The sequence below is a fragment of the Neobacillus niacini genome (assembly GCF_019749295.1).
Classification (GTDB): domain Bacteria; phylum Bacillota; class Bacilli; order Bacillales; family Cytobacillaceae; genus Neobacillus; species Neobacillus niacini_D.
The window spans coordinates 289,144-313,923 of record NZ_JACWFG010000001.1 but is presented as its reverse complement, the minus strand read 5'-3'; the positions used below and the strand labels follow the sequence as shown (position 1 = coordinate 313,923).

The following is a 24,780-nucleotide window of genomic DNA, read 5'->3' as shown; positions in this document are numbered from 1 at the left end:
ACAATGGCTAAAACAGACAACCTAACACCGCGCCAAATTGTTGAAAGACTTGATCAATATATTATCGGTCAAAAAGATGCAAAAAAGGCAGTTGCAGTTGCACTTAGAAATCGTTACAGAAGAGGTTTGTTAAACGAAAAACTCCGTGAAGAAATTATTCCTAAAAATATTTTAATGATAGGTCCAACCGGTGTAGGTAAAACAGAAATTGCCCGTAGAATTGCCAAGTTAGTTGGTGCACCATTTGTTAAAGTAGAGGCTACTAAATTTACGGAAGTCGGCTATGTTGGCCGTGATGTTGAATCTATGGTTCGTGACCTCGTTGAAACATCTGTCAGATTAGTGAAAGAAGATAGAATGTTAGCTGTAAAAGAACGTGCTGAGGAAAACGCAAATGCAAGGCTTGTTGATTTACTTGTTCCATCTGCGAAAAAAGCACAAAATTATAAAAATCCGCTTGAGATGTTGTTTGGCGGCGGCAATCAAACTGCTGAGCAAGAAACTCACCAAGAAGATTACTCCGTGACTGAAAAACGAAAAATTGTTAGGGAGAAGCTTGCTCTCGGTCAATTAGAAGACGAAATTGTTACGGTGGAAGTTGAAGAGCAAACGCCTTCCATGTTTGATATGCTTCAAGGATCAGGAATGGAACAAATGGGTATGAACATGCAAGATGCATTGAGCAGCTTTATGCCTAAGAAACGCAAGAAACGGAAATTGACAGTTAGTGAAGCAAGAAAAGTGCTAACGAATGAAGAAGCGGCAAGATTGATTGATATGGACGAGGTTACAACGGAAGCTGTTTACCGTGCAGAACAGACAGGAATTATCTTTATAGATGAAATTGATAAAATTGCAAGTAAAAATGCAGGTGGTTCATCAGCAGATGTTTCTCGTGAAGGGGTCCAGCGAGATATTTTACCAATTGTTGAAGGTTCAACAATCGTAACGAAATATGGATCCATTAAAACCGATTATATTTTATTTATTGCTGCTGGTGCTTTTCATATGTCAAAACCATCAGATTTAATCCCAGAATTACAAGGGCGTTTACCAATCCGTGTTGAGTTAACTAAATTAACAGTGGATGATTTCTTCAGGATTTTGATTGAACCTGATAATGCTCTAATTAAACAATATCAAGCTTTATTAGAAACAGAAGGTATACAAATTGAATTTTCTGACGATGCTATTCGTAGAATTGCTGAGGTTGCTTTCGAAGTGAATCAAAATACGGATAATATTGGGGCTAGAAGACTTCACACAATATTGGAAAAGTTACTAGAAGACTTATCTTTTGAAGCACCAGATATTTTAATGGAGAAAATAGCGATTACTCCACAGTATGTTGATGATAAGCTTGGAGCAATTTCGAAAAATAAAGATTTAAGCCAATTTATATTGTAAATTACAAATTTGAATATTTATAACAATAAAACTTAATAATGGTTGCAGTTAATTAGGAGGAAGAAACAGATGGATTTACTTACAAAAACAAGAAAGATTAATGTATTATTACAAAAAGCAGCAGGAAAACCTGTGAATTTCAAGGAAATGTCAGAGACCCTAAGTGAAGTAATTGAAGCAAATATTTTCGTTGTCAGCCGCCGTGGTAAGCTTTTAGGTTTTGCTATAAATCAGCAAATCGAAAATGACCGTATGAAAAAAATGCTGGAGGATAGACAATTTCCTGAAGAATATATTAATGGTCTATTTAATATTCAAGAGACATCTTCAAATCTTGATGTTGAAAGTCAATACACAGCATTTCCTGTTGAAAATAGAGACCTATTCCGTGAAGGATTAACCACTATTGTGCCAATTATTGGCGGCGGTGAACGTCTGGGAACATTAATCCTTGCAAGATTGGAAGAAAAGTTCCATGATGATGACCTTATTCTTGCTGAGTATGGTGCAACTGTTGTTGGAATGGAAATCTTACGTGAAAAGTCAGAAGAAATTGAAGAAGAAGCTAGAAGTAAGGCTGTTGTTCAAATGGCAATCAGTTCATTATCTTACAGCGAACTTGAAGCGATTGAACATATCTTTGAAGAATTAAATGGTCACGAAGGCCTGCTTGTTGCTTCAAAGATTGCAGACCGTGTAGGTATTACTCGTTCTGTAATTGTTAATGCTCTAAGAAAGCTTGAAAGTGCTGGAGTAATTGAATCACGTTCTCTTGGTATGAAAGGAACGTATATCAAAGTGCTAAACGATAAATTCCTAGTTGAACTTGATAAGTTGAGATCTAACTAATAGAAATTAAATCCCTGGTTTTACCGGGGATTTTTTTCTGAAGTAAAACTTGATTGTTATCTTTTCATATGCTATATTATTTAACGGTGTTATTACACACGCTTGTTGATTTAACAGCCGGTGCTGTAAAAACAGTTGCTGTTCAAATATGAGACAAGCGGAGGAAAACGAAACCATAGGAGGAAAAAAACATGTCAGTAATTTCAATGAAACAATTGCTTGAAGCTGGTGTACACTTCGGACACCAAACTCGCCGTTGGAACCCAAAAATGAAGAAATATATCTTCACAGAGCGTAACGGTATCTATATCATCGACCTACAAAAAACAGTTAAGAAAGTTGAAGAAGCTTATAACTGGGTAAAAGATCTTGCTGCTAACGGCGGAACGATTCTTTTTGTTGGTACTAAGAAACAAGCTCAAGATTCTGTTAAAGAAGAAGCAGCTCGTTCAGGTATGTACTTTGTTAACCAACGTTGGTTGGGTGGAACTTTAACTAACTTTGAAACTATCCAAAAGCGTATTGGCCGCTTAAAAGATATCGAAAGAATGTCAGAAGACGGTACTTTCGAAGTATTACCTAAAAAAGAAGTTGTTCAATTAAAGAAAGAACAAGAACGTCTTGAAAAATTTCTAGGCGGAATTAAAGATATGAAGCAGCTTCCAGATGCACTTTTCATCATCGACCCTCGTAAAGAGCGTATCGCAGTTGCTGAAGCTAAAAAGTTGAACATTCCTATCGTAGGAATTGTTGATACTAACTGTGATCCAGACGAAATCGATGTAGTTATTCCTGCGAATGACGATGCGATTCGTGCGGTTAAGCTTTTAACTGGTAAAATGGCTGATGCTATCCTTGAAGCAAAACAAGGTGAAGAAGTAGCTGTAGAAGCTTAATTCAAATAGTTTGAACTAATAAAAGGTGATAAGAGGGAGACCCTTTATCACCTTTTTTTAAAGGTTTACCTTAGCGCTCAGGTGGCTAAGCTAATAGTATGTACATAAGCGATTAAAGGAGGAAATATATTATGGCAGTTACTGCTCAAATGGTAAAAGAACTACGTGAAAAAACAGGCGCAGGCATGATGGATTGTAAAAAGGCGTTAACAGAAACAAATGGTGATATGGAACAAGCAATCGACTACTTACGAGAAAAGGGAATTGCTAAAGCTGCGAAAAAAGGTGACCGTGTTGCTGCAGAAGGTTTAACATATGTTGTTGCTGAAGGTAATAACGCAGTTATCCTAGAAGTAAACTCTGAAACAGACTTCGTTGCTAAGAACGAAGCGTTCCAAAACCTTGTAAAAGAATTAGCTGCACACTTGCTTGCTAACAAGCCAGCAACAGTTGAAGAAGCTTCTGCGCAAACTATTAATGGAGTGACTGTAGCAGACTACATCAATGCTGCAATTGCAAAAATTGGTGAAAAGCTTTCTCTTCGTCGTTTTGCTTTATTATCAAAAACTGATAATGATGCTTTTGGTGCATACCTTCACATGGGTGGACGTATCTCAGTACTAACTGTTTTAGAAGGTACTACTGATGCAGATGCAGCGAAAGATGTTTCTATGCAAATTGCAGCAATCAGACCTTTATATGTTTCTCGTGACCAAGTGTCTCAAGAAGAAGTTGAACGTGAGCGCCAAGTATTAACTCAACAGGCACTTAACGAAGGTAAGCCTGAAAATATCGTTGCTAAAATGGTTGAAGGTCGTCTTGGGAAGTATTTTGAAGATGTATGCTTACTTGACCAAACTTTTGTTAAAAACCCTGACCAAAAAGTTCGTCAGTTTGTTGAATCAAAAGGTGCTACTGTTCGTGAATTCGTACGTTACGAAGTAGGCGAAGGTATCGAAAAGCGTGAAGACAACTTCGCTGAAGAAGTTATGAACCAAGTAAATAAAAAGTAATTTTTTAAAGCATGGTACGCAAAATATGTTTTGAATAGGGAACACGTTGTGTTCCCTATTTTTAAAGTTTTTTTAAATAATTCATATACATAATAAGGAGGTTCATATGAGCGGTCCTAAGTACAAACGTGTCGTTCTAAAACTAAGCGGGGAAGCACTTGCTGGAGAATCAAGCTTCGGTATTAAACCATCCGTTATTAAATCAATCGCCGGACAAGTAAAGGAAATTGCAGAACTAGGTGTAGAGGTGGCAGTTGTTGTTGGCGGGGGTAATATATGGCGTGGTAAAATAGGCAGTGAAATGGGTATGGACAGAGCTACTGCTGATTATATGGGTATGCTTGCCACAGTTATGAATTCATTAGCACTACAGGACAGTTTAGAACACCTAGGTATTGAATCACGAGTTCAAACTTCCATTGAAATGCGCCAGGTGGCAGAACCATATATTAGACGTCGAGCAATGAGACATTTAGAGAAAAAGAGAGTGGTTATTTTTGCTGCAGGCACTGGAAATCCATATTTCTCTACTGACACAACGGCTGCTCTGCGTGCTGCTGAAATCGACGCTGAAGTGATTTTAATGGCAAAAAATAATGTTGATGGTGTCTATTCGGCAGATCCGCGTTTAGATCCTAATGCAACAAAATATGAAGACCTCTCATTCCTTGATGTCATTAAAGAAGGATTAGCTGTGATGGATTCTACTGCATCCTCATTATGTATGGATAACGATATTCCACTAATTGTATTCTCTATTATGGAACAAGGAAATATAAAACGTGCCGTTATGGGCGAAAAAATTGGAACAATTGTTAGGGGGAAAAATTAAATGCCAAAACAAGTGGTTTCAGCAACGAAAGATAGAATGCTTAAAGCGATTCAATCATATTCACGTGAACTTGCTAGTATTCGTGCAGGAAGAGCAAGTGCTTCTTTATTAGATAGAATTACGATTGATTATTATGGAGCACCAACTCCAGTGAATCAAATGGCGGGAATTTCTACACCAGAAGCTCGTCTGCTTGTTATCCAGCCTTATGACAAATCAATTCTAGGTGATATTGAAAAGGCAATTCTTAAATCTGACTTGGGGTTAAATCCTTCAAATGATGGTCAGGTCATCAGACTTGCTATCCCTCAATTGACAGAAGAACGCCGAAAAGAGCTAGTGAAATTAGTAAAGAAGGAATCTGAAGACGCTAAAGTTGCTATCCGTAATATCCGTCGTGACGGTAACGATGATTTGAAAAAGCTAGAGAAAAACGGTGAAATAACAGAAGACGCACTTCGCGGTTATTCAGATGATATTCAAAAACTAACAGACGAACATATTAACAAGATTGATCAAATAACAAAAGATAAAGAAAAAGAAATCTTGGAAGTTTAATTATTTTGGAGAACCCTCTTTTTAGGGGGTTTTTTCACTATATTTATCCTATAGATATTTTTTTACGGCTATATAAAAGGTCATTCTTATTTCTTGTACAAGTACATAACTTATTTAGTAGAAGATATATTGTTACTTTTTTGGTATGATAAAAGCATGCGAAAAATCAGCATTCTTCATATATATCAACACACGCTCTGTGGGCATGATCTATAATCGGAGGAAATGATAATCTTAGTTTGGAGGAGCAATGTTATGTTTAATAAAATAAGGCTTTGGAAGAATCAAAATAATAACTCTTCCACTCTCCGAGAAAATATAGAAAAGGTAAAAAAATTGCCGGTACCAGAACATGTTGCGATTATTATGGATGGCAATGGACGCTGGGCTAAGAAAAGAGCTCTACCACGTATTGCTGGACATCATGAAGGTATGAAAGTCGTGCGTAAAATAACGAAGTTAGCCAATACCCTTGGTATAAAAACGTTAACATTATATGCTTTTTCGACTGAAAATTGGAAGCGGCCAAAAAATGAAGTGGACTACTTAATGAAACTTCCAGAAGAGTTCTTAGGAACCTTTCTACCTGAATTAATTGAAGAAAATGTTCAAGTTAGTATGATGGGCTATAGAGACCAATTGCCGGTACATACTTTAAATGCAATTGAAAAAGCTATCGAGGATACAAAGAACAATGATGGGCTGGTATTAAACTTTGCACTTAACTATGGTAGCAGGTCTGAAATTATTGATGCAGCCAAAAAAGTCTTAAATGATTATAAAAGTGGAATACTGAAAGAGAGCGAGTTAAACGAAGAGATTTTCTCCTCGTATCTGATGACTTCCAATCTCGATGACCCTGATTTATTGATCCGCACTAGCGGCGAAATTCGGCTTAGTAACTTTATGCTATGGCAATTAGCATACACCGAGTTTTGGTTTACGGAAGTATTGTGGCCGGATTTTAGAGAAAAACATTTAATTGAAGCTATTGAAGCATATCAGAATCGTCAGCGGAGATTTGGCGGTATTTAAGGATACAATCTCTCTCAAGTACTATAAAGGTGTTGAAATCTTAGATGAAGCAAAGAATCATTACAGGAGTAGTAGCAGCTGCTTTATTTTTACCAATAGTTTTTTACGGTGGACTACCATTTGTCCTTTTAACGTATTTCCTTGCAACTGTAGGGTTGTATGAATTATTAAAAATGAAAAAACTTAGTATTTTTTCTGTTCATGGGCTGCTTGCAGTTTTATTTCTCTGGGTTATTCTTTTTCCAGAGCAGTATAGTGAAATAGTAAATACTTTTTATTATACAAAAACAGAACTTGGTATTGTTTTAATCCTTTTGTTATTGGCATATACAGTCATCACAAAAAATCGGTTTACCTTTGAAGACGCAGGTTTTTCAATCCTGTCAGCAATTTATGTGGGGATTGGCTTTTATTTCTTTATTGAAACCCGTGATGCGGGGATAGTCTATATCTTTTATTCATTATTTATGATATGGGCGACAGATTCCGGTGCTTATTTTATTGGAAAAGCTATAGGGAAAACAAAACTTTGGCCTGAAATAAGTCCAAATAAGACTGTTGAGGGGTCAATAGGCGGCGTGGTTTCTGCATTAGTTGTCGCTTTGTTGTTTGCTATTTTTTCAGAATTCAATGCAACGACGCTTTCGCTCATGGGAATAACGGTCGTGCTGTCCATTTTTGGACAAATTGGCGACTTGGTCCAATCAGCCTTCAAACGCCATTTTAATGTAAAGGATTCAGGAAATATATTACCAGGGCACGGTGGAATTCTTGACCGTTTCGATAGTTTATTATTCATACTGCCATTATTAAACCTTTTCCACCTATGGTAGGAGTAGATTTTAGGAGTTGAATTTTTGTTGAAGAACATTAGTATTTTGGGGGCTACGGGTTCTATAGGCACCCAAACTTTAGATATACTGCGTGAACATCCATCAAAATTTAAGTTAGTTGCAATTTCTATAGGAAAAAATTTAGAATTGGCAAGAAAGATGATTCATGAATTTCAACCAGAGCTTGTTTCTGTACAAGAGCACGATGACTATATTACATTAAATTCAGAATTTCCAAATACCAAATTTACTTTTGGTGAAGAAGGTCTCATTGAAGTGGCTGTCTATCCAGCAGCTGATATCCTTGTAAATGCAGTGATTGGCAGCGTTGGTTTAAATCCAACTCTTCAAGCAATTGAAAGTGGAAAAACGATTGCAATTGCCAATAAAGAGACTTTAGTAACTGCCGGTCATCTAGTGATGGAGTCTGCTAAAAGAAATAATGTTGCTTTACTGCCTGTGGACAGTGAACATTCAGCTATTTTTCAATGCTTACAGGGAGAACAAGAAAAGACTATCGAAAGACTAATCTTAACAGCCTCTGGCGGCAGCTTTCGCGATCGCACGCGTAAAGAACTAGAAGGAGTTACTGTTAAAGAGGCATTGAATCATCCCAATTGGTCAATGGGTGCAAAAATAACAATCGATTCAGCAACCATGATGAATAAGGGATTAGAAGTAATTGAGGCTCATTGGCTTTATAACATTCCATATGAAAAAATTGATGTTCTGCTTCATAAAGAAAGTATTATTCATTCTATGGTGGAATTTCATGACAGCAGTATAATGGCACAGTTAGGGACACCTGATATGAGGGTACCTATTCAATATGCGCTATCTTACCCAGACCGGTTACCGCTCGCTTCCTCGCAAAGATTAGATTTAGCACTAATTGGTAAATTGCATTTTCAAGAAATGGATTCAACCCGATTCCGCTGTATGCAGTTTGCATACGAGGCAGGTAAAAAAGGTGGAACACTGCCAACCGTTTTGAATGCCGCAAATGAAGTGGCAGTAGCTGCTTTCTTAAATGAAAAGATTACTTTCTTACAAATTGAAGATTTAATTGAAAAGGCATTAAGTAAGCATGATGTGATACAAAATCCTGACTTATCTATTATTCAAGAAGTGGACAAAGAAGCTAGACAATATGTACAAACACTTCTATAAAAAAGGTGGTTTTTAGTTTGACTACAGTTATTGCCTTTATTGTTATCTTTGGTGCACTCGTCTTCTTCCATGAATTAGGCCATTTGATTTTTGCTAAACGGGCAGGAATTTTGTGCCGTGAATTTGCAATTGGATTTGGTCCAAAGGTTTTCACTCATAAAAAAGGAGAAACTACTTATACGATTAGGTTACTGCCAATAGGCGGTTTTGTTCGCATGGCTGGTGAAGACCCAGAGGGTGTTGAATTAAAACCTGGGTATAGGATTGGACTATTGTTTGACAAAGATAATAACGTAAATAAAATAATTTTGAACAATAAAGAAAAATATCCTGATTGTCGGATTATAGAAGTGGAATATGCCGATATTGAACACAAAATGTTTATTAAAGGCTATCCGGAAGACAACGAAGATAGCATTCAAACATTTGCTATCAGTCCAACAGCTGTTACGGTCGAAAATGGAATAGAAACACAACTAGCTCCTTATGACCGTCAATTTGCTTCAAAAACCCTGCCTCAAAGAACAATGGCAATCTTTGCAGGACCGATGATGAATTTTGTCCTTGCATTCTTTTTGTTTATTATTATTGCTTTCTTACAGGGGGTTCCAACGAACGAACCTAAATTAGGTGTTATTACTCCTGATGGGGCTGCGAATGCTGCAGGATTGGCAGAAGGGGATATTGTCCAGAGTATTAATGGCGCTGAAATCTCCAGCTGGTCTGATGTCGTAGAAATTATCAGGGAAAATCCGAATGAGGAACTTGATTTTTCTATTAGCCGTGATGGGAAGGATCAGGAAATCACCGTAACCCCAAAAGAGCAAACTGTGGAAGGTGAAAAAATTGGTCTGATTGGTGTTTACAGCCCTATTGAGAAATCTCCTATGAAGGCCATTACTGCTGGTTTCACTGAAACCTATTTTTGGACAAAGCAGATTTTTGTGATGCTGGGACAGTTAGTTACTGGCCAGTTCTCCATAGACATGCTCTCAGGTCCGGTCGGGATATATGCTTCAACTGATACCGTTGTCCAATCAGGAATTTATTATGTCATGAAATGGGCAGCGATTCTAAGTATTAACTTAGGAATTATGAACCTCTTGCCTATTCCAGCACTTGATGGCGGAAGGTTAATGTTTTTTGCAGTAGAAGCAGTAAGAGGAAAGCCAATTGACCGTCATAAGGAAGGCATGGTCCACTTTATTGGATTTGCACTACTTATGCTCCTCATGCTGGTTGTAACCTGGAATGATATACAGAGATTTTTCTTATAGTTGGTTTACCGGTTTAATTAAAAAGGTTCCTTGTGAACCTTTTTTTATTTACTTTTTTGGTTTTATTTTTCTGTCGAAATTAGCCGAATGATTAGGTATCATATGATATAATTACATTTTGATAAAAGAATAATTAGAGAGACTTTATATAGATGGGAGAGGGAATGATGAGCGAACATGCCTCTGGCAAAAAAGAGCGATTCTTACTCTTGCTCCAGCAACTAGAATTAAAAGAAGACGCTGTTGTAGCACAATTTCAAAATGCTCAAATTGAAAGATTTATTGTCGAAAAAAAATCACGTAAATGGCATTTTCAATTTTTACTCGAAAATATTCTTCCTTTTAGTCTTTATCTTCGATTTACTACTCAGCTTGAAAGAAAGTTCTCAAGTATTGCCAAGATTTCATATGACATAAGAGTAGAAAATCCTAGCATTAAACCAGAATTACTTTTAGAGTATTGGAATTATAGTATTCAGCAAATCGATGGGATCTCGCCGCCGATGTTAAAATTATTGAATGAACAGGTGCCGGCAGTCAGCGGGAATAAGCTGACGATCTCAGTCCGTAATGAAACTGAAGGAATGGCCCTAAAAAGAAAATATGGAACAATGATTGCTAGTCTCTATCATTCCTATGGATTTCCGACTTTGACTGTAGAAACGGACATTCAGAGTGGTGAAAAAAATGACGAGTATCAAAAGTTTCTATTGGCGAAACAAAAAGAAGATCAGGAACGCGGACTTATGGCATTAGCTGACCTGCAAAAGAAAGAGGCTGAGAAAGATGCAGGAGGAACTCCAGAAGGACCGCTATCCATTGGTCTCACCATTAAAGATGACCAAGATCTAAGAAATATGATTGATATTGTTGACGAAGAAAGACGAGTCACTGTAGAAGGCTTTATTTTTGATGCCGAGACAAGGGAACTGCGAAGTGGCCGTACTCTATTAACTTTTAAGATTACCGATTACACAAGCTCGCTTATGGTTAAAATGTTCTCTCGTGACAAGGAAGATGCAGCACTTTACCAGCTGGTAAAAAAGGGAATGTGGGTAAGAGTTAGAGGAAGCATTCAAAATGATACCTTTGTCCGTGATTTAGTCATGATTGGAAATGATATAAACGAAATTAAACCTGAAGGTCGTAAAGATACAGCACCGGAAGATCAAAAACGTGTAGAACTACATCTTCATACACCGATGAGCTCAATGGATGCAGTCACTCCAGTTGGTACACTGATTTCTCAAGCGAAGAAATGGGGGCATAAGGCGATTGCTGTTACGGACCATGCTGTTGCTCAATCATTTCCTGAGGCGTATGGCGCTGGAAAGAAAAATGATATAAAAATCCTATATGGTGTAGAAGTAAATCTTGTCGATGATGGTGTTCCGATTACGTATAATGATGCCCATCGATTAATCGAAGAAGATACATTTGTGGTATTTGACGTTGAAACCACAGGCTTATCTGCCGTGTACGATACGATTATTGAGTTAGCCGCAGTTAAAATTAAGGATGGCGAAATTATCGACCGCTTTGAATCTTTTGCCAACCCGCACCATCGATTATCGGCAACAACGATCAATTTAACAGGAATTACTGATGATATGGTGCAGAATGCTCCTGAAGTCGGTGAAGTAATCCAAAGGTTTCATGATTGGACAGGTGATGCCGTATTAGTTGCACACAATGCATCTTTCGATATGGGTTTTTTAAATGTTGGATATAAAAACATTGGCATTGAAAAGGCTAAAAATCCAGTTATCGATACCCTGGAACTTGGTAGATTTCTATATCCGGAAATGAAAAATCACCGCTTAAATACATTAGCAAAGAAATTCGATATTGAATTAACCCAGCACCATCGAGCTATTTATGACGCTGAGGCTACTGGGTATTTATTATTGAAAATGCTTAAGGATGCATCGGAAAAAGGAATACATTACCATGACCAATTTAACGATAACATGGGGAAGGGAAATGCGTATCAACGGGCACGTCCTTATCATTGTACGCTTCTTGCCCAAACGGAAGCTGGCTTAAAGAATTTATTTAAACTCGTATCGATTTCGCATATTGAATATTTTTATAGAGTTCCGAGGCTGCCACGCTCCGTTCTCCAAAAATACAGAGAAGGAATCCTTGTTGGTTCCGGCTGTAATAAAGGAGAAGTATTTGAGGGGATGATGCAAAAGTCTCCTGATGAAGTAGAAGCTTTTGCACAATTTTATGATTATCTTGAGGTTATGCCGAAGGAAGTAAATGCTCCATTACTTGAAATGGAACTCGTTCGTGATGAAAAGGCACTTGAAGATATCATTGGCAATATTGTAAAGCTTGGCGATAAATTAGGGATTCCTGTCGTTGCAACGGGTAATGTACATTATTTGAATGAAAACGATAAGATTTATCGAAAAATATTAGTGAACTCACAAGGCGGAGCAAATCCGCTAAATCGTCACAAGCTTCCAGATGTCCACTTTAGGACAACAAACGAAATGCTTGCTGCCTTTTCTTTTCTTGGAGGAGAGAAAGCAAAAGAAATTGTTATAACGAATACAAACAAAATAGCTGAAATGATTGACGTCATTAAGCCGATTAAAGACGACTTATATACGCCGAGAATTGAAGGCGCTGATGTAGAAATGCGAGAAATGAGTTACTCCATGGCAAAGAAGATTTACGGAGAACCTCTTCCAGAAATCGTGGAAGCACGTCTTGAAAAAGAATTGAAGAGTATTATTGGACATGGTTTTGCGGTAATTTACTTGATTTCGCATAAGCTTGTAAAAAAATCATTAGATGACGGGTACCTTGTTGGTTCACGTGGTTCAGTAGGATCTTCCTTGGTTGCTACAATGACAGAAATTACCGAGGTAAATCCGTTACCTCCGCATTACGTTTGTCCTTCCTGCAAGCACTCAGAATTTTTCAATGATGGTTCTGTAGGATCAGGGTTTGATTTACCCGATAAGGATTGCCCTCAATGCGGCAGTAAATATATTAAAGACGGACATGACATTCCATTTGAAACCTTCCTTGGTTTTAAAGGGGACAAGGTTCCCGATATCGATTTAAACTTCTCTGGAGAATATCAGCCTCGTGCCCATAACTATACGAAGGTACTTTTCGGAGAAGACAATGTATTTAGAGCAGGTACAATTGGAACGGTTGCTGATAAAACAGCTTTCGGATATGTAAAGGCGTATCAGCAGGATAATAATTTACAATTACGCGGGGCAGAAGTTGAGAGATTAGCATCCGGCTGTACGGGTGTAAAAAGAACAACAGGTCAGCATCCAGGCGGTATCATTGTTATTCCTGATTACATGGATGTATATGACTTTACACCGATTCAATTTCCGGCAGATGATCGAAACTCAGAATGGAAAACGACTCATTTTGATTTCCATTCCATCCACGATAATGTCTTAAAGCTAGATATACTAGGGCACGATGATCCAACTGTTATCAGAATGCTGCAAGACTTAAGTGGAATGGATCCTAAAACCATTCCGACGGATGATCCAGAAGTAATGAAAATCTTTAGCGGTACAGAATCATTAGGTGTTACCGAACAGCAGATTATGTGTAAAACAGGTACGCTTGGAATACCTGAATTTGGAACACGCTTTGTTCGACAGATGCTTGAAGATACAAAACCAACAACTTTTTCTGAATTAGTGCAAATCTCCGGTCTGTCACATGGAACAGATGTATGGCTGGGAAATGCACAAGAATTAATTCATAACAACATCTGTAATCTGAGTGAAGTAATTGGTTGTCGTGATGATATCATGGTCTACCTTATTTATCAGGGACTAGAACCATCATTTGCTTTTAAGATTATGGAGTCGGTTCGTAAAGGGAAGGGCCTGACAGATGAAATGGAAGCGGAAATGAGGAAGAAGGAAGTTCCTGAATGGTATATCGATTCTTGTAAAAAGATTAAGTATATGTTCCCGAAGGCCCATGCTGCCGCCTATGTATTGATGGCAGTCAGGATTGCCTACTTTAAGGTGCATCTTCCTTTGCTGTATTACGCTGCCTATTTTACAGTCCGTGCAGAGGACTTTGATATCGAAGCAATGTCAAGAGGCTCAGAATCTATTCGGGCGAAAATTGAAGAAATTAATGCTAAGGGTCTTGAAGCGTCAAATAAGGAAAAAAACTTGCTGACTGTTCTTGAACTGGCTTTGGAAATGACCGAAAGAGGCTTCTCCTTCCAGAATTACGATTTATATAAATCGGATGCATCAGAATTTATTATTGAAGGGAACTCATTAATCCCTCCATTTAATTCGATTCCAGGACTTGGAACAAATGCAGCTTATAATATTGTTAAAGCAAGAAAAGATGGAGAATTTTTATCTAAAGAAGACTTACAGCAACGTGGTAAAGTATCAAAAACTATTCTAGAATATTTAGATAAACAAGGTTGTCTAGGTTCTTTGCCAGAACAAAACCAGTTATCCCTATTCTAAAGAGTAAAACCCTTGACTTTATGCCTTTCGGTTTGCATATAAAATTTGGTTATGGTATAGTTTTATTGGAAATACTAAGAAATACTCTCGTGTTCAAGAGTGGGGAAACCCGCTCTTTCGTTTTTTTATTCAGAGTAATTAATAAAACTTTCCGTGAATTACCAATAATATGGGTGAGAATGTCGGTAAAGGAGGTTAAACATGAGCAAAGTAACGGAAGTAGTAGAAGAGCTAGCGCAGCCAATTATCCAAGAGCTTGAATTAGAATTGGTGGAAATCGAGTTTGTAAAAGAAGGGAAAAACTGGTTTCTGCGCGTATATATTGATAAAGAAAACGGTGTTGATATAGAGGACTGTGGCATTGTCAGTGAACGGCTTAGTGAAAAACTCGATGAGCTTGACCCGATAACCCAAAATTATTTTCTTGAGGTATCTTCTCCAGGTGCAGAACGACCGCTTAAAAAAGCAAAAGATTTTGAAAAGGCAATTGGTAAAAATGTATTCATTAAAACATACGAACCAATTGACGGCGAAAAAGGCTTTGAAGGGAAATTACTTGATTATGACGGAAAGACCGTAAAGGTGGAGATGAAAATCAAAACCCGGAAAAAAGTGATTGAGATTCCTTTCGAAAAAGTGGCTAGCGCAAGACTAGCAGTTATTTTTTCATAATGAAAGATAAATATATTATGGATAGGGGGATATAATTCAATGAGCAGCGAATTATTAGATGCTCTTACGATACTAGAAAGAGAAAAGGGCATTTCTAGAGATGTTTTAATTGACGCGATTGAGGCTGCACTTGTATCGGCATATCGACGTAATTTCAACCAAGCCCAAAATGTTCGGATTGATTTAAATCTGCAATCTGGCTCAATGAGAGTATTTGCAAGGAAAGAAGTAGTGGATGAGGTTTTTGATCCACGTCTTGAAATATCTTTAGCAGATGCGAGAAACATCAACCCTAACTACGTTGTTGAAGATGTAGTTGAAATGGAAGTAACCCCTAAGGACTTTGGCAGAATTGCTGCTCAAACAGCGAAACAAGTTGTTACTCAAAGAGTTAGGGAAGCGGAAAGAGGTATCATTTATTCCGAGTTTATTGATCGTGAAGAAGATATCATGACAGGAATTGTTCAAAGACTAGACTCTAAATTTATTTATGTGAGCCTTGGAAAAATTGAAGCACTGCTCCCTGTAAATGAACAAATGCCAAATGAGCGCTATAAGCCTCATGACCGTATTAAGGTGTTTATTACAAAAGTTGAAAAGACAACGAAGGGTCCTCAGATTTTCGTTTCACGTACACATCCTGGACTGCTTAAGCGACTTTTCGAAATTGAAGTTCCAGAAATATATGATGGTACAGTAGAAATTAAATCTGTTGCTCGTGAGGCGGGTGACCGTTCAAAAATTTCTGTTCATTCGGATAACAATGAAGTTGACCCAGTTGGATCTTGTGTAGGTCCAAAAGGTACGAGGGTTCAAGCTGTTGTGAATGAATTAAAAGGCGAGAAAATTGATATTGTCAAATGGTCTGATAATCCTGTCATCTTTGTCGCAAATTCTTTAAGCCCATCTAAAGTTCTAGATGTTATGGTGAATGAAGCTGAAAAAGCGACAACTGTCGTTGTTCCAGATTACCAGCTTTCACTAGCGATTGGAAAACGCGGACAAAATGCCCGGCTTGCAGCAAAGTTAACAGGTTGGAAAATAGATATCAAATCTGAAACAGAAGCACGTGAACTAGGAATCTATCCACGTGAAGAAATGATTCGACTTTTTGATGATCAACTAGATGTTGACTTTAATGAAGATGAAGAAAAGGAATAAAAATGAGGTGAATGGATTGTGAACAATCGTAAAAAAGTTCCTATGCGTAAGTGTGTCGCAACCGGTGAAATGAAGCCGAAAAAAGAACTCGTTCGCATCGTTCGCTCAAAAGAAGGGGAAGTTTCTATCGACTTAACTGGGAAAAAGTCTGGTAGAGGTGCATACCTTTCTAAGGACAAAGAAGCAGTCCTACTAGCCAAGAAGAAAAACACCTTATCTAATCATTTACAGGTTGCTATAGATGAAGCACTATATGAAGAACTATTGGAATTGATAGAAAAGGAAAACAGGCAGTCTATATGAATACAAATCAATGGATGTCGTTGCTTGGCTTAGCCAATCGAGCACGGAAAATCATTTCGGGTGAGGAGCTTTCCGTTAAGGAAATACGCAGCGGAAAAGCAAAGCTCATTTTATTATCGGCAGATGCATCTGCAAATACGACAAAAAAAATTACAGATAAATGTAAGTCATACGAAGTTCCCTATAAATTAGTGGAAGATCGCCACCTTCTAGGCCAAGCGATTGGCAAAGAAGCCCGCGTTGTTGTAGCTGTACTGGATGATGGATTTGCAAAAAAACTGATGACGTTGCTCGATTAATTCTAGCGGGGGTGAAAATATGAGTAAAATTCGTGTCTATGAGTATGCGAAGAAACACAATATTTCAAGTAAAGATGTAATCAATAAACTGAAAGAAATGAACATAGAAGTTTCAAATCATATGGCAACAATTGAGGATGAAGCAGTAGTAAAGCTAGACGCTGCCTATAACAAAAAACAAAGTAATCCACAGCAAAAGCAAGCGAGACCGCAACAACAAAATCGCCAGGATCAAAAACCACAGCAGGGAGTTAAACCACAAGTGCAAAGTAAAACAAGTCCAAAAGCTTTTGAGGATGATGACGCAAAAACCACTACTCCTAGCAAGGTGAAAGTGGCTTCTCCGCCAAAAACGGCCGACACTAAAAAGCAAAACCAACAATTCCAATCTAAAGAAAATAAAGTTTTTAGCTCTGGAAAAGGGAATAAAAAACCTTTTAATAATAATAATCAAAATCGCAATAATAATAACAACCGGAAGAAGAATCATACACCTGTTCAACAGGCACAGCCACAAGTAAGAAAAGTGAAAGAACTTCCGGCTAAAATTACTTTTAGTGAATCTTTAACTGTTGGTGAGCTTGCAAAGAAGATATACCGTGAGCCTTCAGAAATTATTAAGAAGCTATTTTTACTCGGCGTAATGGCAACAATCAATCAGGTATTAGATAAGGATGCTATTGAATTGATTGCAAGTGAATATGGTGTTGAGGTTGAAGAGGAAATTAAAATAGATACTACAGATCTTGAGGTTTATTTCACAGAAGATGAATCAGAAGACCTCGTTGAAAGACCATCTGTGGTTACCATTATGGGTCACGTTGACCACGGGAAAACAACATTACTTGACTCCATTCGTCACACAAAGGTAACCGAAGGTGAAGCAGGAGGAATTACCCAGCATATTGGTGCATACCAAGTTGTTGAAAATGGTAAAAAGATAACGTTCCTAGATACACCGGGACATGCTGCCTTTACAACGATGCGAGCACGTGGAGCGAAAATTACGGATATTACCATCCTCGTAGTTGCTGCTGATGATGGTGTAATGCCGCAAACTGTTGAAGCGATAAACCATGCAAAAGCTGCGGAAGTACCAATTATCGTTGCTGTTAATAAGATGGATAAAGAGGCTGCCAACGCCGATCGAGTTATGCAGGAACTTACTGAGCATGGATTAGTTTCTGAAGCTTGGGGCGGAGATACAATCTTTGTTCCGCTTTCCGCGAAAACTGGAGAAGGAATCGACAATCTATTGGAAATGATCCTTCTTGTCAGTGAAGTCGAAGAATGGAAAGCAAACCCTAATCGTAAAGCAGTTGGAACAGTAATTGAAGCACAATTAGATAAAGGCCGTGGATCAGTGGCTACCCTGCTCGTTCAGAATGGTACATTGAAAATAGGTGACCCTATTGTTGTAGGAAACACTTATGGCCGTGTACGTGCTATGGTAAATGACCTAGGACGCCGTGTGAAAGAAGCTGGACCATCTACACCTGTTGAAATTACAGGTTTAAGTGATGTGCCGCAAGCTGGTGACCGTTTCGTTGTATTTGACGATGAGAAAACAGCTCGTTCAGTTGGTGAAGCACGTGCGCAGCAAGCACTCGCAGCTCAGCGTGGTGAAAAATCTATCGTCAGCCTAGATAATTTATTTGAACAGTTAAAGCAAGGTGAGATGAAGGATTTAAATATCATCCTAAAAGCTGACGTTCAAGGTTCAGCTGAAGCCGTGGCTGCTTCATTGCAAAAAATTGATGTTGAAGGAGTTAATATCAGAATCATTCATAGTGGTGCAGGTGCCATTAATGAGTCAGATATTACCCTTGCCTCTGCTTCTAATGCAATTGTGATTGGCTTTAACGTTCGTCCTGATGTCAATGCGAAGCGTGCAGCTGAACAAGAAAAGGTAGATGTTCGCCTGCACAGCATTATTTATAAAGTAATTGAAGAAATTGAATCAGCAATGAAAGGTATGCTTGACCCTGAATTTAAAGAAAAAGTCATTGGTCAGGCAGAAATTCGCCAAACCTTTAAAGTGTCTAAGGTTGGAACAATTGCTGGTTCGTATGTAACAGATGGGAAAATTACCCGCGATAGCGGAATTCGTTTAATTCGTAATGGTGTTGTCATATTTGAAGGAAATATCGATGCATTAAAACGATTTAAAGATGACGCCAAAGAGGTTTCACAAGGTTATGAATGTGGTATTACCATTAAAAACTTCAATGATGTTAAAGAAGGAGATATTATTGAAGCTTACGTAATGGAAGAAATTGAGCGTAAATGATTGTAGGTTTAGCACTTTGTGAATGCATCATCTATGATGCACATTCATTGAAAGATAAACGTGCTGTTTTACAGCGTATTCTTACCAGGTTAAAACAAAAATTTAATGTATCAGTTTCTGAAGTTGATTACCAGGATGTGTGGCAAAGAACGAAAATAGCGATCGTTGCGGTAACATCCAAGCAAGTAATGACTGAACGGGAACTGCAAAATGCACTTAAATTAATTGATTCTTTTCCTGAAATAGAAAGAACAATCACGCGTTTTGAATGGCTTTAAGTTAAGAGGTGAAGAGATGAGCCACAGAGCAAATCGTGTTGGAGAACAAATGAAGAAAGAACTAAGTGACATCATCGGCCGGAAAATTAAGGATCCCCGGATCGGCTTTGTGACGGTTACTGATGTTCAAGTAACAGGAGATCTCCAACAAGCAAAAGTATATATTTCTGTTTTGGGCGATGAAGAGCAAAAGGAAAACACTCTTAAAGGTCTTGCAAAAGCGAAAGGATTTATCCGAACTGAAATTGGACATCGAATTCGTTTACGCAAGACTCCTGAGATTCTTTTTGAATGGGATGAATCAATGGATTATGGAAATCGAATCAATTCACTCATTCATCAATTGCACCATGAAGAAAGAAGTATGGAAAAAAATGAAGAAGAATAAATGGATAGACAATAGTCTATCCTTTTTTTTCGAGACAAAAATGAATTGGAGTGACCTAGGGTGGAAGGAATCATCCCTTTATTTAAACCGGCAGGACTAACGTCGCATGATTGTGTTTTTAGATTAAGAAAAATATTAAAAACCAAAAAGGTGGGCCATACGGGTACACTTGACCCAGATGTGACCGGAGTTCTTCCTATTTGTATTGGTAAAGCAACAAAAGTAGCAGAATACATAACCGATGCTGGAAAGAGTTATGAAGGAGAAGTGAGACTTGGGTACTCCACTACTACCGAGGATGCTTCCGGAGACAAGGTTGAAGAGAAAAAGGTAGAAGGTACCATCAGCAGGAAAGAAATCCTTCATGTCCTAGATTCTTTTACAGGTGAAATAGAACAAACACCACCGATGTTTTCAGCCGTAAAAGTGAATGGTACTCGTTTATACGAATATGCACGCAAAGGAATCGAAGTGGAACGTCCTACGAGAAAGGTAACACTCTATTCGATGGAGCTCCTTGATGATAGAGAGATATTTTCAGGTGAAACTATTTCATTTCGATTTAGAGTGAGCTGCAGCAAAGGAACCTATATCAGGACACTCGCCGTAATGATCGGAGAGGAACTTGGCTATCCCGCACATATGTCAAATTTAATTAGAACCCAATCATCTGCTTTTACGATTGATGATTGTTTGACTTTTGAACAGATTGAAAAGTTAATGGAAGCTGGTACGATTTCCTCTTATTTAAGACCGTTAGAAATGGCACTTTCTCATTTGCCGAAATACATATTAAATGATAAAGTAGCAGAGAAAGTGAAAAATGGTGCACTTTTACCAATACCAGATTATTTAATAAATAGTAACGGACCTATAAGCGCGGAAAACGAAGAAGGAAAAGCTCTAGCGATTTATTCGGTTCATCCGAGTAAGCCTGGGCTGCTAAAACCGGTTAAAGTTTTGCGTAATGATCAAGGATAAAAAGGTTTCGGTCTAGAAAAGGTGAGTTTCATTGGAAGTTATAAAGCTGAATTTCCCATTAAATATAGATAAAACTACGTTACCACCCTTATCAATGGCACTCGGCTATTTTGACGGTGTGCATCTTGGGCATCAAAAGGTAATTATGGAAGCAAAAAGACAAGCTGAAGTAAAAGGATACCGTTCTGCTGTCATGACTTTTGATCCGCATCCATCTGTTGTATTAGGAAAAACGAATAAACATGTTCAATATATTACTCCTTTAAGTGAGAAAGTAAAACTTGTTGAGGAGTTAGGCATCGACTATCTTTTCATTGTCCATTTTACTCTGGAATTTGCTAATTTATTGCCGCAAGAATTCATTGACCAGTATGTAATTGATCTCAACGTGAAACATGTTGTTGCAGGATTTGACTACTCTTACGGACGCATGGGAAAGGGCACCATGGAGATACTGCCTTTCCATTCAAGAGAAAAGTTTACATTCACGGTAGTTGAAAAGCTCACTTGTGGAAATGAAAAGGTAAGTTCAACTAGAATTCGTCAATCTTTAAAAGAGGGTAGGACAGCAGATTTGCCAGAACTACTGGGAAGATTCTACAAAACTGCTGGCACAGTCGTCCACGGTGATAAAAGAGGCAGGACAATTGGCTTTCCAACCGCAAATGTCGAAACAAATGAAGAATACATCTTACCTCCCCTTGGTGTCTATGCAGTAAAAATCAAGATAAATGAGAACTGGCACGAAGGAGTCTGCAATGTAGGTTACAAACCAACCTTCAATAAAGAAGCTCTAAGAGTGTCAGTAGAGGTAAATGTGTTCAACTTTGACAGAGATATTTATGGTAAGCAAGTAATCGTCGAGTGGCACAAATACCTGAGAAAAGAACAAAAATTCTCCGGAATAAACGAACTCGTAGCGCAAATTGAAAGAGATAAACAAAATGCAATTCAATACTTTAATAATCTTAGTTAAAGCAATGAATTGATTTTGGCACTCTGTTGATTGGAGCGTAAGGCACGAAGACTCCTGCGGGATGACGGGGCAGGGGAGACCCCGCAGGTGCTTCAGCGCCGAGGAGGCTCCCCGGACCGCCCGCGGAAAGCGAAGTGCCTGGAGAGGAAATCAACAGACCAGTTTAAAACTGTTAATAAAATCGACAAACACTTACCAAATAATTGCGAAAAATAGGCTTTTTATCTGTTATAACTTGCTTTTTGACATAAAACGTTGTATTCTTATTAACGTATTAAAAATAACCTTTGCTTGGCAAGTCGAGTCACCGACGCTTGCTCAGTAACAGGGGATAGTAAATTTAGGAGGTGAATAGGATGGCAATCACACAAGAACGTAAAAACGAACTTATCGCTGAGTACAAAACTCATGATAACGACACTGGATCTGCAGAGGTTCAAATCGCTGTCCTTACTGAATCAATCAACAATTTGAATGGGCACTTACGTACTCATAAGAAGGACCACCACTCACGTCGCGGTCTGTTGAAAATGGTTGGTAAGCGTCGTAATCTTTTAACGTACCTACGTAACAAAGATGTTCAACGTTACCGTGAATTAATCAATAAGCTTGGACTTCGTCGATAATCAAAAGAAGCGGGATTTTTCCCGCTTTTTTGTTAGGTTAAAAAAGATAATCATAAGAACTGCAGGAAAATCTTATATACATATTTTAAGTCGCGAAAATTTGTGCATACTATTAGTATATTTGTATTGATAACATAAGCGTTATACGCTTTTTTTATATTAGATGATTAGAGCGAAATGATTTCGCATTATCCTCTAAAGTGACCTGGATAGAGAGGGGTAAAAAAATGGAACAAACGAAACATGAGTATTCCATGGATTGGGCTGGACGTAAATTAACCGTTGAAATTGGACAACTAGCCAAACAAGCAAATGGAGCAGTAATGGTACGTTATGGAGATACAGCAGTATTAAGTACAGCTACAGCTTCAAAAGAACCAAAGAATTTAGACTTTTTTCCGTTAACATGTAACTATGAAGAGCGATTATACGCTGTGGGGAAAATACCTGGCGGTTTTATTAAACGTGAAGGCCGTCCCAGTGAAAAAGCAATTTTAGCTAGTCGATTAATTGACCGGCCAATTCGTCCACTTTTCGCGGATGGTTTCCGTAATGATGTTCAAGTCATTAGCATTGTCATGAGTGTGGATCAGGATTGTTCGTCAGAAATGGCAGCAATGTTTGGATCATCTTTAGCACTGTGTACATCTGACATTCCATTCGAGGGACCAATTGCTGGTGTTATCGTTGGCAGAGTCGATGGAGCATTCGTAATTAACCCAACAGTAGAACAAGCTGAAAAAAGTGATATTCATTTAACTGTTGCAGGTACAAAAGATGCAATAAACATGGTTGAAGCTGGTGCAAATGAAGTTTCTGAGGAAGTAATGCTTGAGGCTATTATGTATGGTCATGACGAGATCAAACGCCTCATTGAATTCCAAGAAAAAATTATGGCTGAAGCTGGCAAGGAAAAAAGAGAAGTTATTCTTTATGAACTTGACAAAGATTTAGAAGCTGAAGTTAGAGAAATGTGTGAAACTGATATGGTTACCGCAATTCAGGTGCAGGAAAAGCATGCACGTGAGGATGCCATTAAAGAAGTGAAAAATCGTGTAATTGCAAAGTTCGAGGAGAATGAAGCGACAGACGAGGATTTGAAGCAGGTAAAACAAATTTTAGATAAAATTGTAAAAGGTGAAGTTCGCCGTCTAATTACAGTTGAAAAGGTCCGTCCAGATGGTCGAAAAATAGATGAAATACGACCATTATCTTCACAGATAAGTATCCTTCCGCGTACTCATGGATCTGGATTGTTTACTCGTGGACAAACGCAGGCACTAAGTATTTGTACATTAGGTGCGATGGGAGATGTACAAATATTAGATGGATTAGGGATTGAAGAAGAAAAACGCTTCATGCATCATTACAATTTCCCATTATTTAGTGTTGGTGAAACAGGTCCAATCCGCGGTCCAGGCCGTCGTGAGATCGGACATGGTGCTTTAGGTGAACGTGCATTAGAACCAATCATACCATCTGAAAAGGATTTCCCATATACAATCCGACTTGTATCAGAAGTTTTAGAATCAAATGGTTCTACATCCCAAGCAAGTATCTGTGCAAGCACACTGGCAATGATGGATGCTGGTGTTCCAATCAAGGCACCCGTTGCGGGAATTGCAATGGGATTAGTAAAATCAGGTGAACATTACACCGTTTTATCAGATATTCAAGGTATGGAAGATCACCTAGGCGATATGGACTTCAAAGTTGCAGGTACGGCTAAAGGTGTAACGGCTTTGCAAATGGATATTAAGATAAAAGGACTTTCACGTGAAATCCTTGAAGAAGCGCTGCAACAGGCTAAAAAGGGAAGAATGCATATCCTTGATTCTATGCTTGCAACAATTTCAGAGCCTAGAACTGAGCTTTCTAAATTTGCACCAAAAATCTTAACAATGACCATTAACCCAGATAAGATCCGTGATGTTATTGGACCAAGTGGTAAGCAAATCAATAAAATTATTGAAGAAACAGGCGTTAAGATTGATATTGAACAGGATGGAACAGTATTTATTGCCTCAACTGATCAAGCAATGAATCAGAAGGCAAAGAAAATTATTGAAGACATCGTTCGTGAGGTTGTAGTTGGCGAAATGTATCTTGGCAAAGTCAAGCGTATTGAAAAATTTGGTGCGTTTGTAGAAATATTTGCTGGAAAAGATGGACTTGTCCATATATCCGAATTGGCTGAAGAGCGAGTTGGAAAAGTCGAGGATGTCATTAAAATTGGTGACGAAATTTTAGTGAAAGTTACTGAAATTGATAAACAAGGTCGTGTGAACTTATCACGTAAGGCAATATTAAAGGAACAACGTGAAAAGGCTGAAGCAGAGAAACAATAATAAGCATTACTCATTAAAAGTGAAATAGAAAGTCAGGGGGAACCCTGACTTTTTCCATGTTAGTTCTTCTAGCTGCAGCACCTATTTGCCTCCGCTTTTAG

Annotated in this window: 22 protein-coding genes; all 22 read left to right on the top strand. The window is 38.2% G+C overall.

The window, feature by feature from the left end; all coding sequences use genetic code 11:
- Positions 1–3: 3 nt before the first annotated feature.
- The 22 genes from hslU (at position 4) to pnp (ending at position 24,679) form a co-directional block, all read left to right on the top strand.
- Entirely contained in the window at positions 4–1,407 is a 1,404-nt protein-coding gene (gene hslU, locus H0184_RS01375; RefSeq protein ID WP_221820025.1) for an HslU--HslV peptidase ATPase subunit, read from the top strand.
- 69 nt (positions 1,408–1,476) lie between these two features.
- The gene (gene codY / locus H0184_RS01370) at positions 1,477–2,256 is read left to right on the top strand and encodes a GTP-sensing pleiotropic transcriptional regulator CodY (RefSeq protein ID WP_221820023.1); all 780 of its coding nucleotides are present in this window, start codon (positions 1,477–1,479) and stop codon (positions 2,254–2,256) included.
- A 191-nt stretch (positions 2,257–2,447) separates the two neighbouring features.
- Complete coding sequence (rpsB, locus tag H0184_RS01365; protein ID WP_179161220.1) at positions 2,448–3,152, top strand: 30S ribosomal protein S2; 705 nt, start codon at positions 2,448–2,450, stop codon at positions 3,150–3,152.
- Positions 3,153–3,283: 131 nt separating this feature from the next.
- A complete protein-coding gene (tsf, locus tag H0184_RS01360; RefSeq protein WP_221820021.1) occupies positions 3,284–4,165 on the top strand; it encodes a translation elongation factor Ts in 882 nt (293 codons plus the stop codon).
- Between the two features lie 106 nt (positions 4,166–4,271).
- Complete coding sequence (pyrH, locus tag H0184_RS01355; protein WP_221820019.1) at positions 4,272–4,997, top strand: UMP kinase; 726 nt, start codon at positions 4,272–4,274, stop codon at positions 4,995–4,997.
- The gene (gene frr / locus H0184_RS01350) at positions 4,998–5,555 is read left to right on the top strand and encodes a ribosome recycling factor (RefSeq protein WP_221820016.1); all 558 of its coding nucleotides are present in this window, start codon (positions 4,998–5,000) and stop codon (positions 5,553–5,555) included.
- Positions 5,556–5,810: 255 nt separating this feature from the next.
- Positions 5,811–6,590, top strand: a complete 780-nt coding sequence (locus H0184_RS01345) for an isoprenyl transferase (RefSeq protein ID WP_221820014.1) — start codon at positions 5,811–5,813, stop codon at positions 6,588–6,590.
- A 44-nt stretch (positions 6,591–6,634) separates the two neighbouring features.
- A complete protein-coding gene (locus tag H0184_RS01340) occupies positions 6,635–7,423 on the top strand; it encodes a phosphatidate cytidylyltransferase (RefSeq protein ID WP_221820012.1) in 789 nt (262 codons plus the stop codon).
- Between the two features lie 27 nt (positions 7,424–7,450).
- Positions 7,451–8,593 carry a 1-deoxy-D-xylulose-5-phosphate reductoisomerase gene (gene dxr / locus H0184_RS01335; RefSeq protein WP_221821243.1) on the top strand — a complete coding sequence of 381 codons (1,143 nt, stop codon included), beginning with the start codon at positions 7,451–7,453 and terminating at the stop codon, positions 8,591–8,593.
- 17 nt (positions 8,594–8,610) lie between these two features.
- Positions 8,611–9,870, top strand: a complete 1,260-nt coding sequence (gene rseP, locus H0184_RS01330; protein ID WP_221820011.1) for an RIP metalloprotease RseP — start codon at positions 8,611–8,613, stop codon at positions 9,868–9,870.
- Positions 9,871–10,037: 167 nt separating this feature from the next.
- Positions 10,038–14,357, top strand: coding sequence for a PolC-type DNA polymerase III (locus H0184_RS01325; RefSeq protein ID WP_221819998.1), 4,320 nt, complete (start codon positions 10,038–10,040; stop codon positions 14,355–14,357).
- Positions 14,358–14,558: 201 nt separating this feature from the next.
- Positions 14,559–15,029, top strand: coding sequence for a ribosome maturation factor RimP (gene rimP, locus H0184_RS01320; protein WP_221819996.1), 471 nt, complete (start codon positions 14,559–14,561; stop codon positions 15,027–15,029).
- Between the two features lie 39 nt (positions 15,030–15,068).
- Positions 15,069–16,190 (top strand): transcription termination factor NusA, encoded by a 1,122-nt coding sequence (nusA, locus tag H0184_RS01315; RefSeq protein ID WP_221819994.1) that lies wholly within the window; start codon positions 15,069–15,071, stop codon positions 16,188–16,190.
- 18 nt (positions 16,191–16,208) lie between these two features.
- A complete protein-coding gene (gene rnpM / locus H0184_RS01310; protein WP_221819993.1) occupies positions 16,209–16,493 on the top strand; it encodes an RNase P modulator RnpM in 285 nt (94 codons plus the stop codon).
- Entirely contained in the window at positions 16,490–16,792 is a 303-nt protein-coding gene (locus H0184_RS01305; protein ID WP_221819992.1) for a YlxQ family RNA-binding protein, read from the top strand. The genes rnpM and H0184_RS01305 overlap by 4 nt, the downstream gene beginning before the upstream one ends.
- Before the next feature lie 19 nt (positions 16,793–16,811).
- Positions 16,812–19,082, top strand: a complete 2,271-nt coding sequence (infB, locus tag H0184_RS01300) for a translation initiation factor IF-2 (protein ID WP_221819991.1) — start codon at positions 16,812–16,814, stop codon at positions 19,080–19,082.
- Positions 19,079–19,360: a DUF503 domain-containing protein gene (locus tag H0184_RS01295; protein WP_221819988.1), complete on the top strand. Its 282-nt coding sequence runs from the start codon at positions 19,079–19,081 to the stop codon at positions 19,358–19,360. Before infB ends, H0184_RS01295 begins: the two co-directional genes overlap by 4 nt.
- Before the next feature lie 16 nt (positions 19,361–19,376).
- The gene (gene rbfA, locus H0184_RS01290) at positions 19,377–19,748 is read left to right on the top strand and encodes a 30S ribosome-binding factor RbfA (protein WP_179161206.1); all 372 of its coding nucleotides are present in this window, start codon (positions 19,377–19,379) and stop codon (positions 19,746–19,748) included.
- Positions 19,749–19,808: 60 nt separating this feature from the next.
- Complete coding sequence (gene truB / locus H0184_RS01285; RefSeq protein WP_221819986.1) at positions 19,809–20,729, top strand: tRNA pseudouridine(55) synthase TruB; 921 nt, start codon at positions 19,809–19,811, stop codon at positions 20,727–20,729.
- 31 nt (positions 20,730–20,760) lie between these two features.
- Positions 20,761–21,705 (top strand): bifunctional riboflavin kinase/FAD synthetase, encoded by a 945-nt coding sequence (gene ribF / locus H0184_RS01280; protein ID WP_221819984.1) that lies wholly within the window; start codon positions 20,761–20,763, stop codon positions 21,703–21,705.
- Between the two features lie 356 nt (positions 21,706–22,061).
- Positions 22,062–22,331, top strand: a complete 270-nt coding sequence (rpsO, locus tag H0184_RS01275) for a 30S ribosomal protein S15 (RefSeq protein WP_221819983.1) — start codon at positions 22,062–22,064, stop codon at positions 22,329–22,331.
- A 227-nt stretch (positions 22,332–22,558) separates the two neighbouring features.
- On the top strand, positions 22,559–24,679 hold the full coding sequence (pnp, locus tag H0184_RS01270; protein WP_221819981.1) for a polyribonucleotide nucleotidyltransferase: 2,121 nt from the start codon (positions 22,559–22,561) through the stop codon (positions 24,677–24,679).
- The last annotated feature ends 101 nt before the right edge of the window (positions 24,680–24,780 follow it).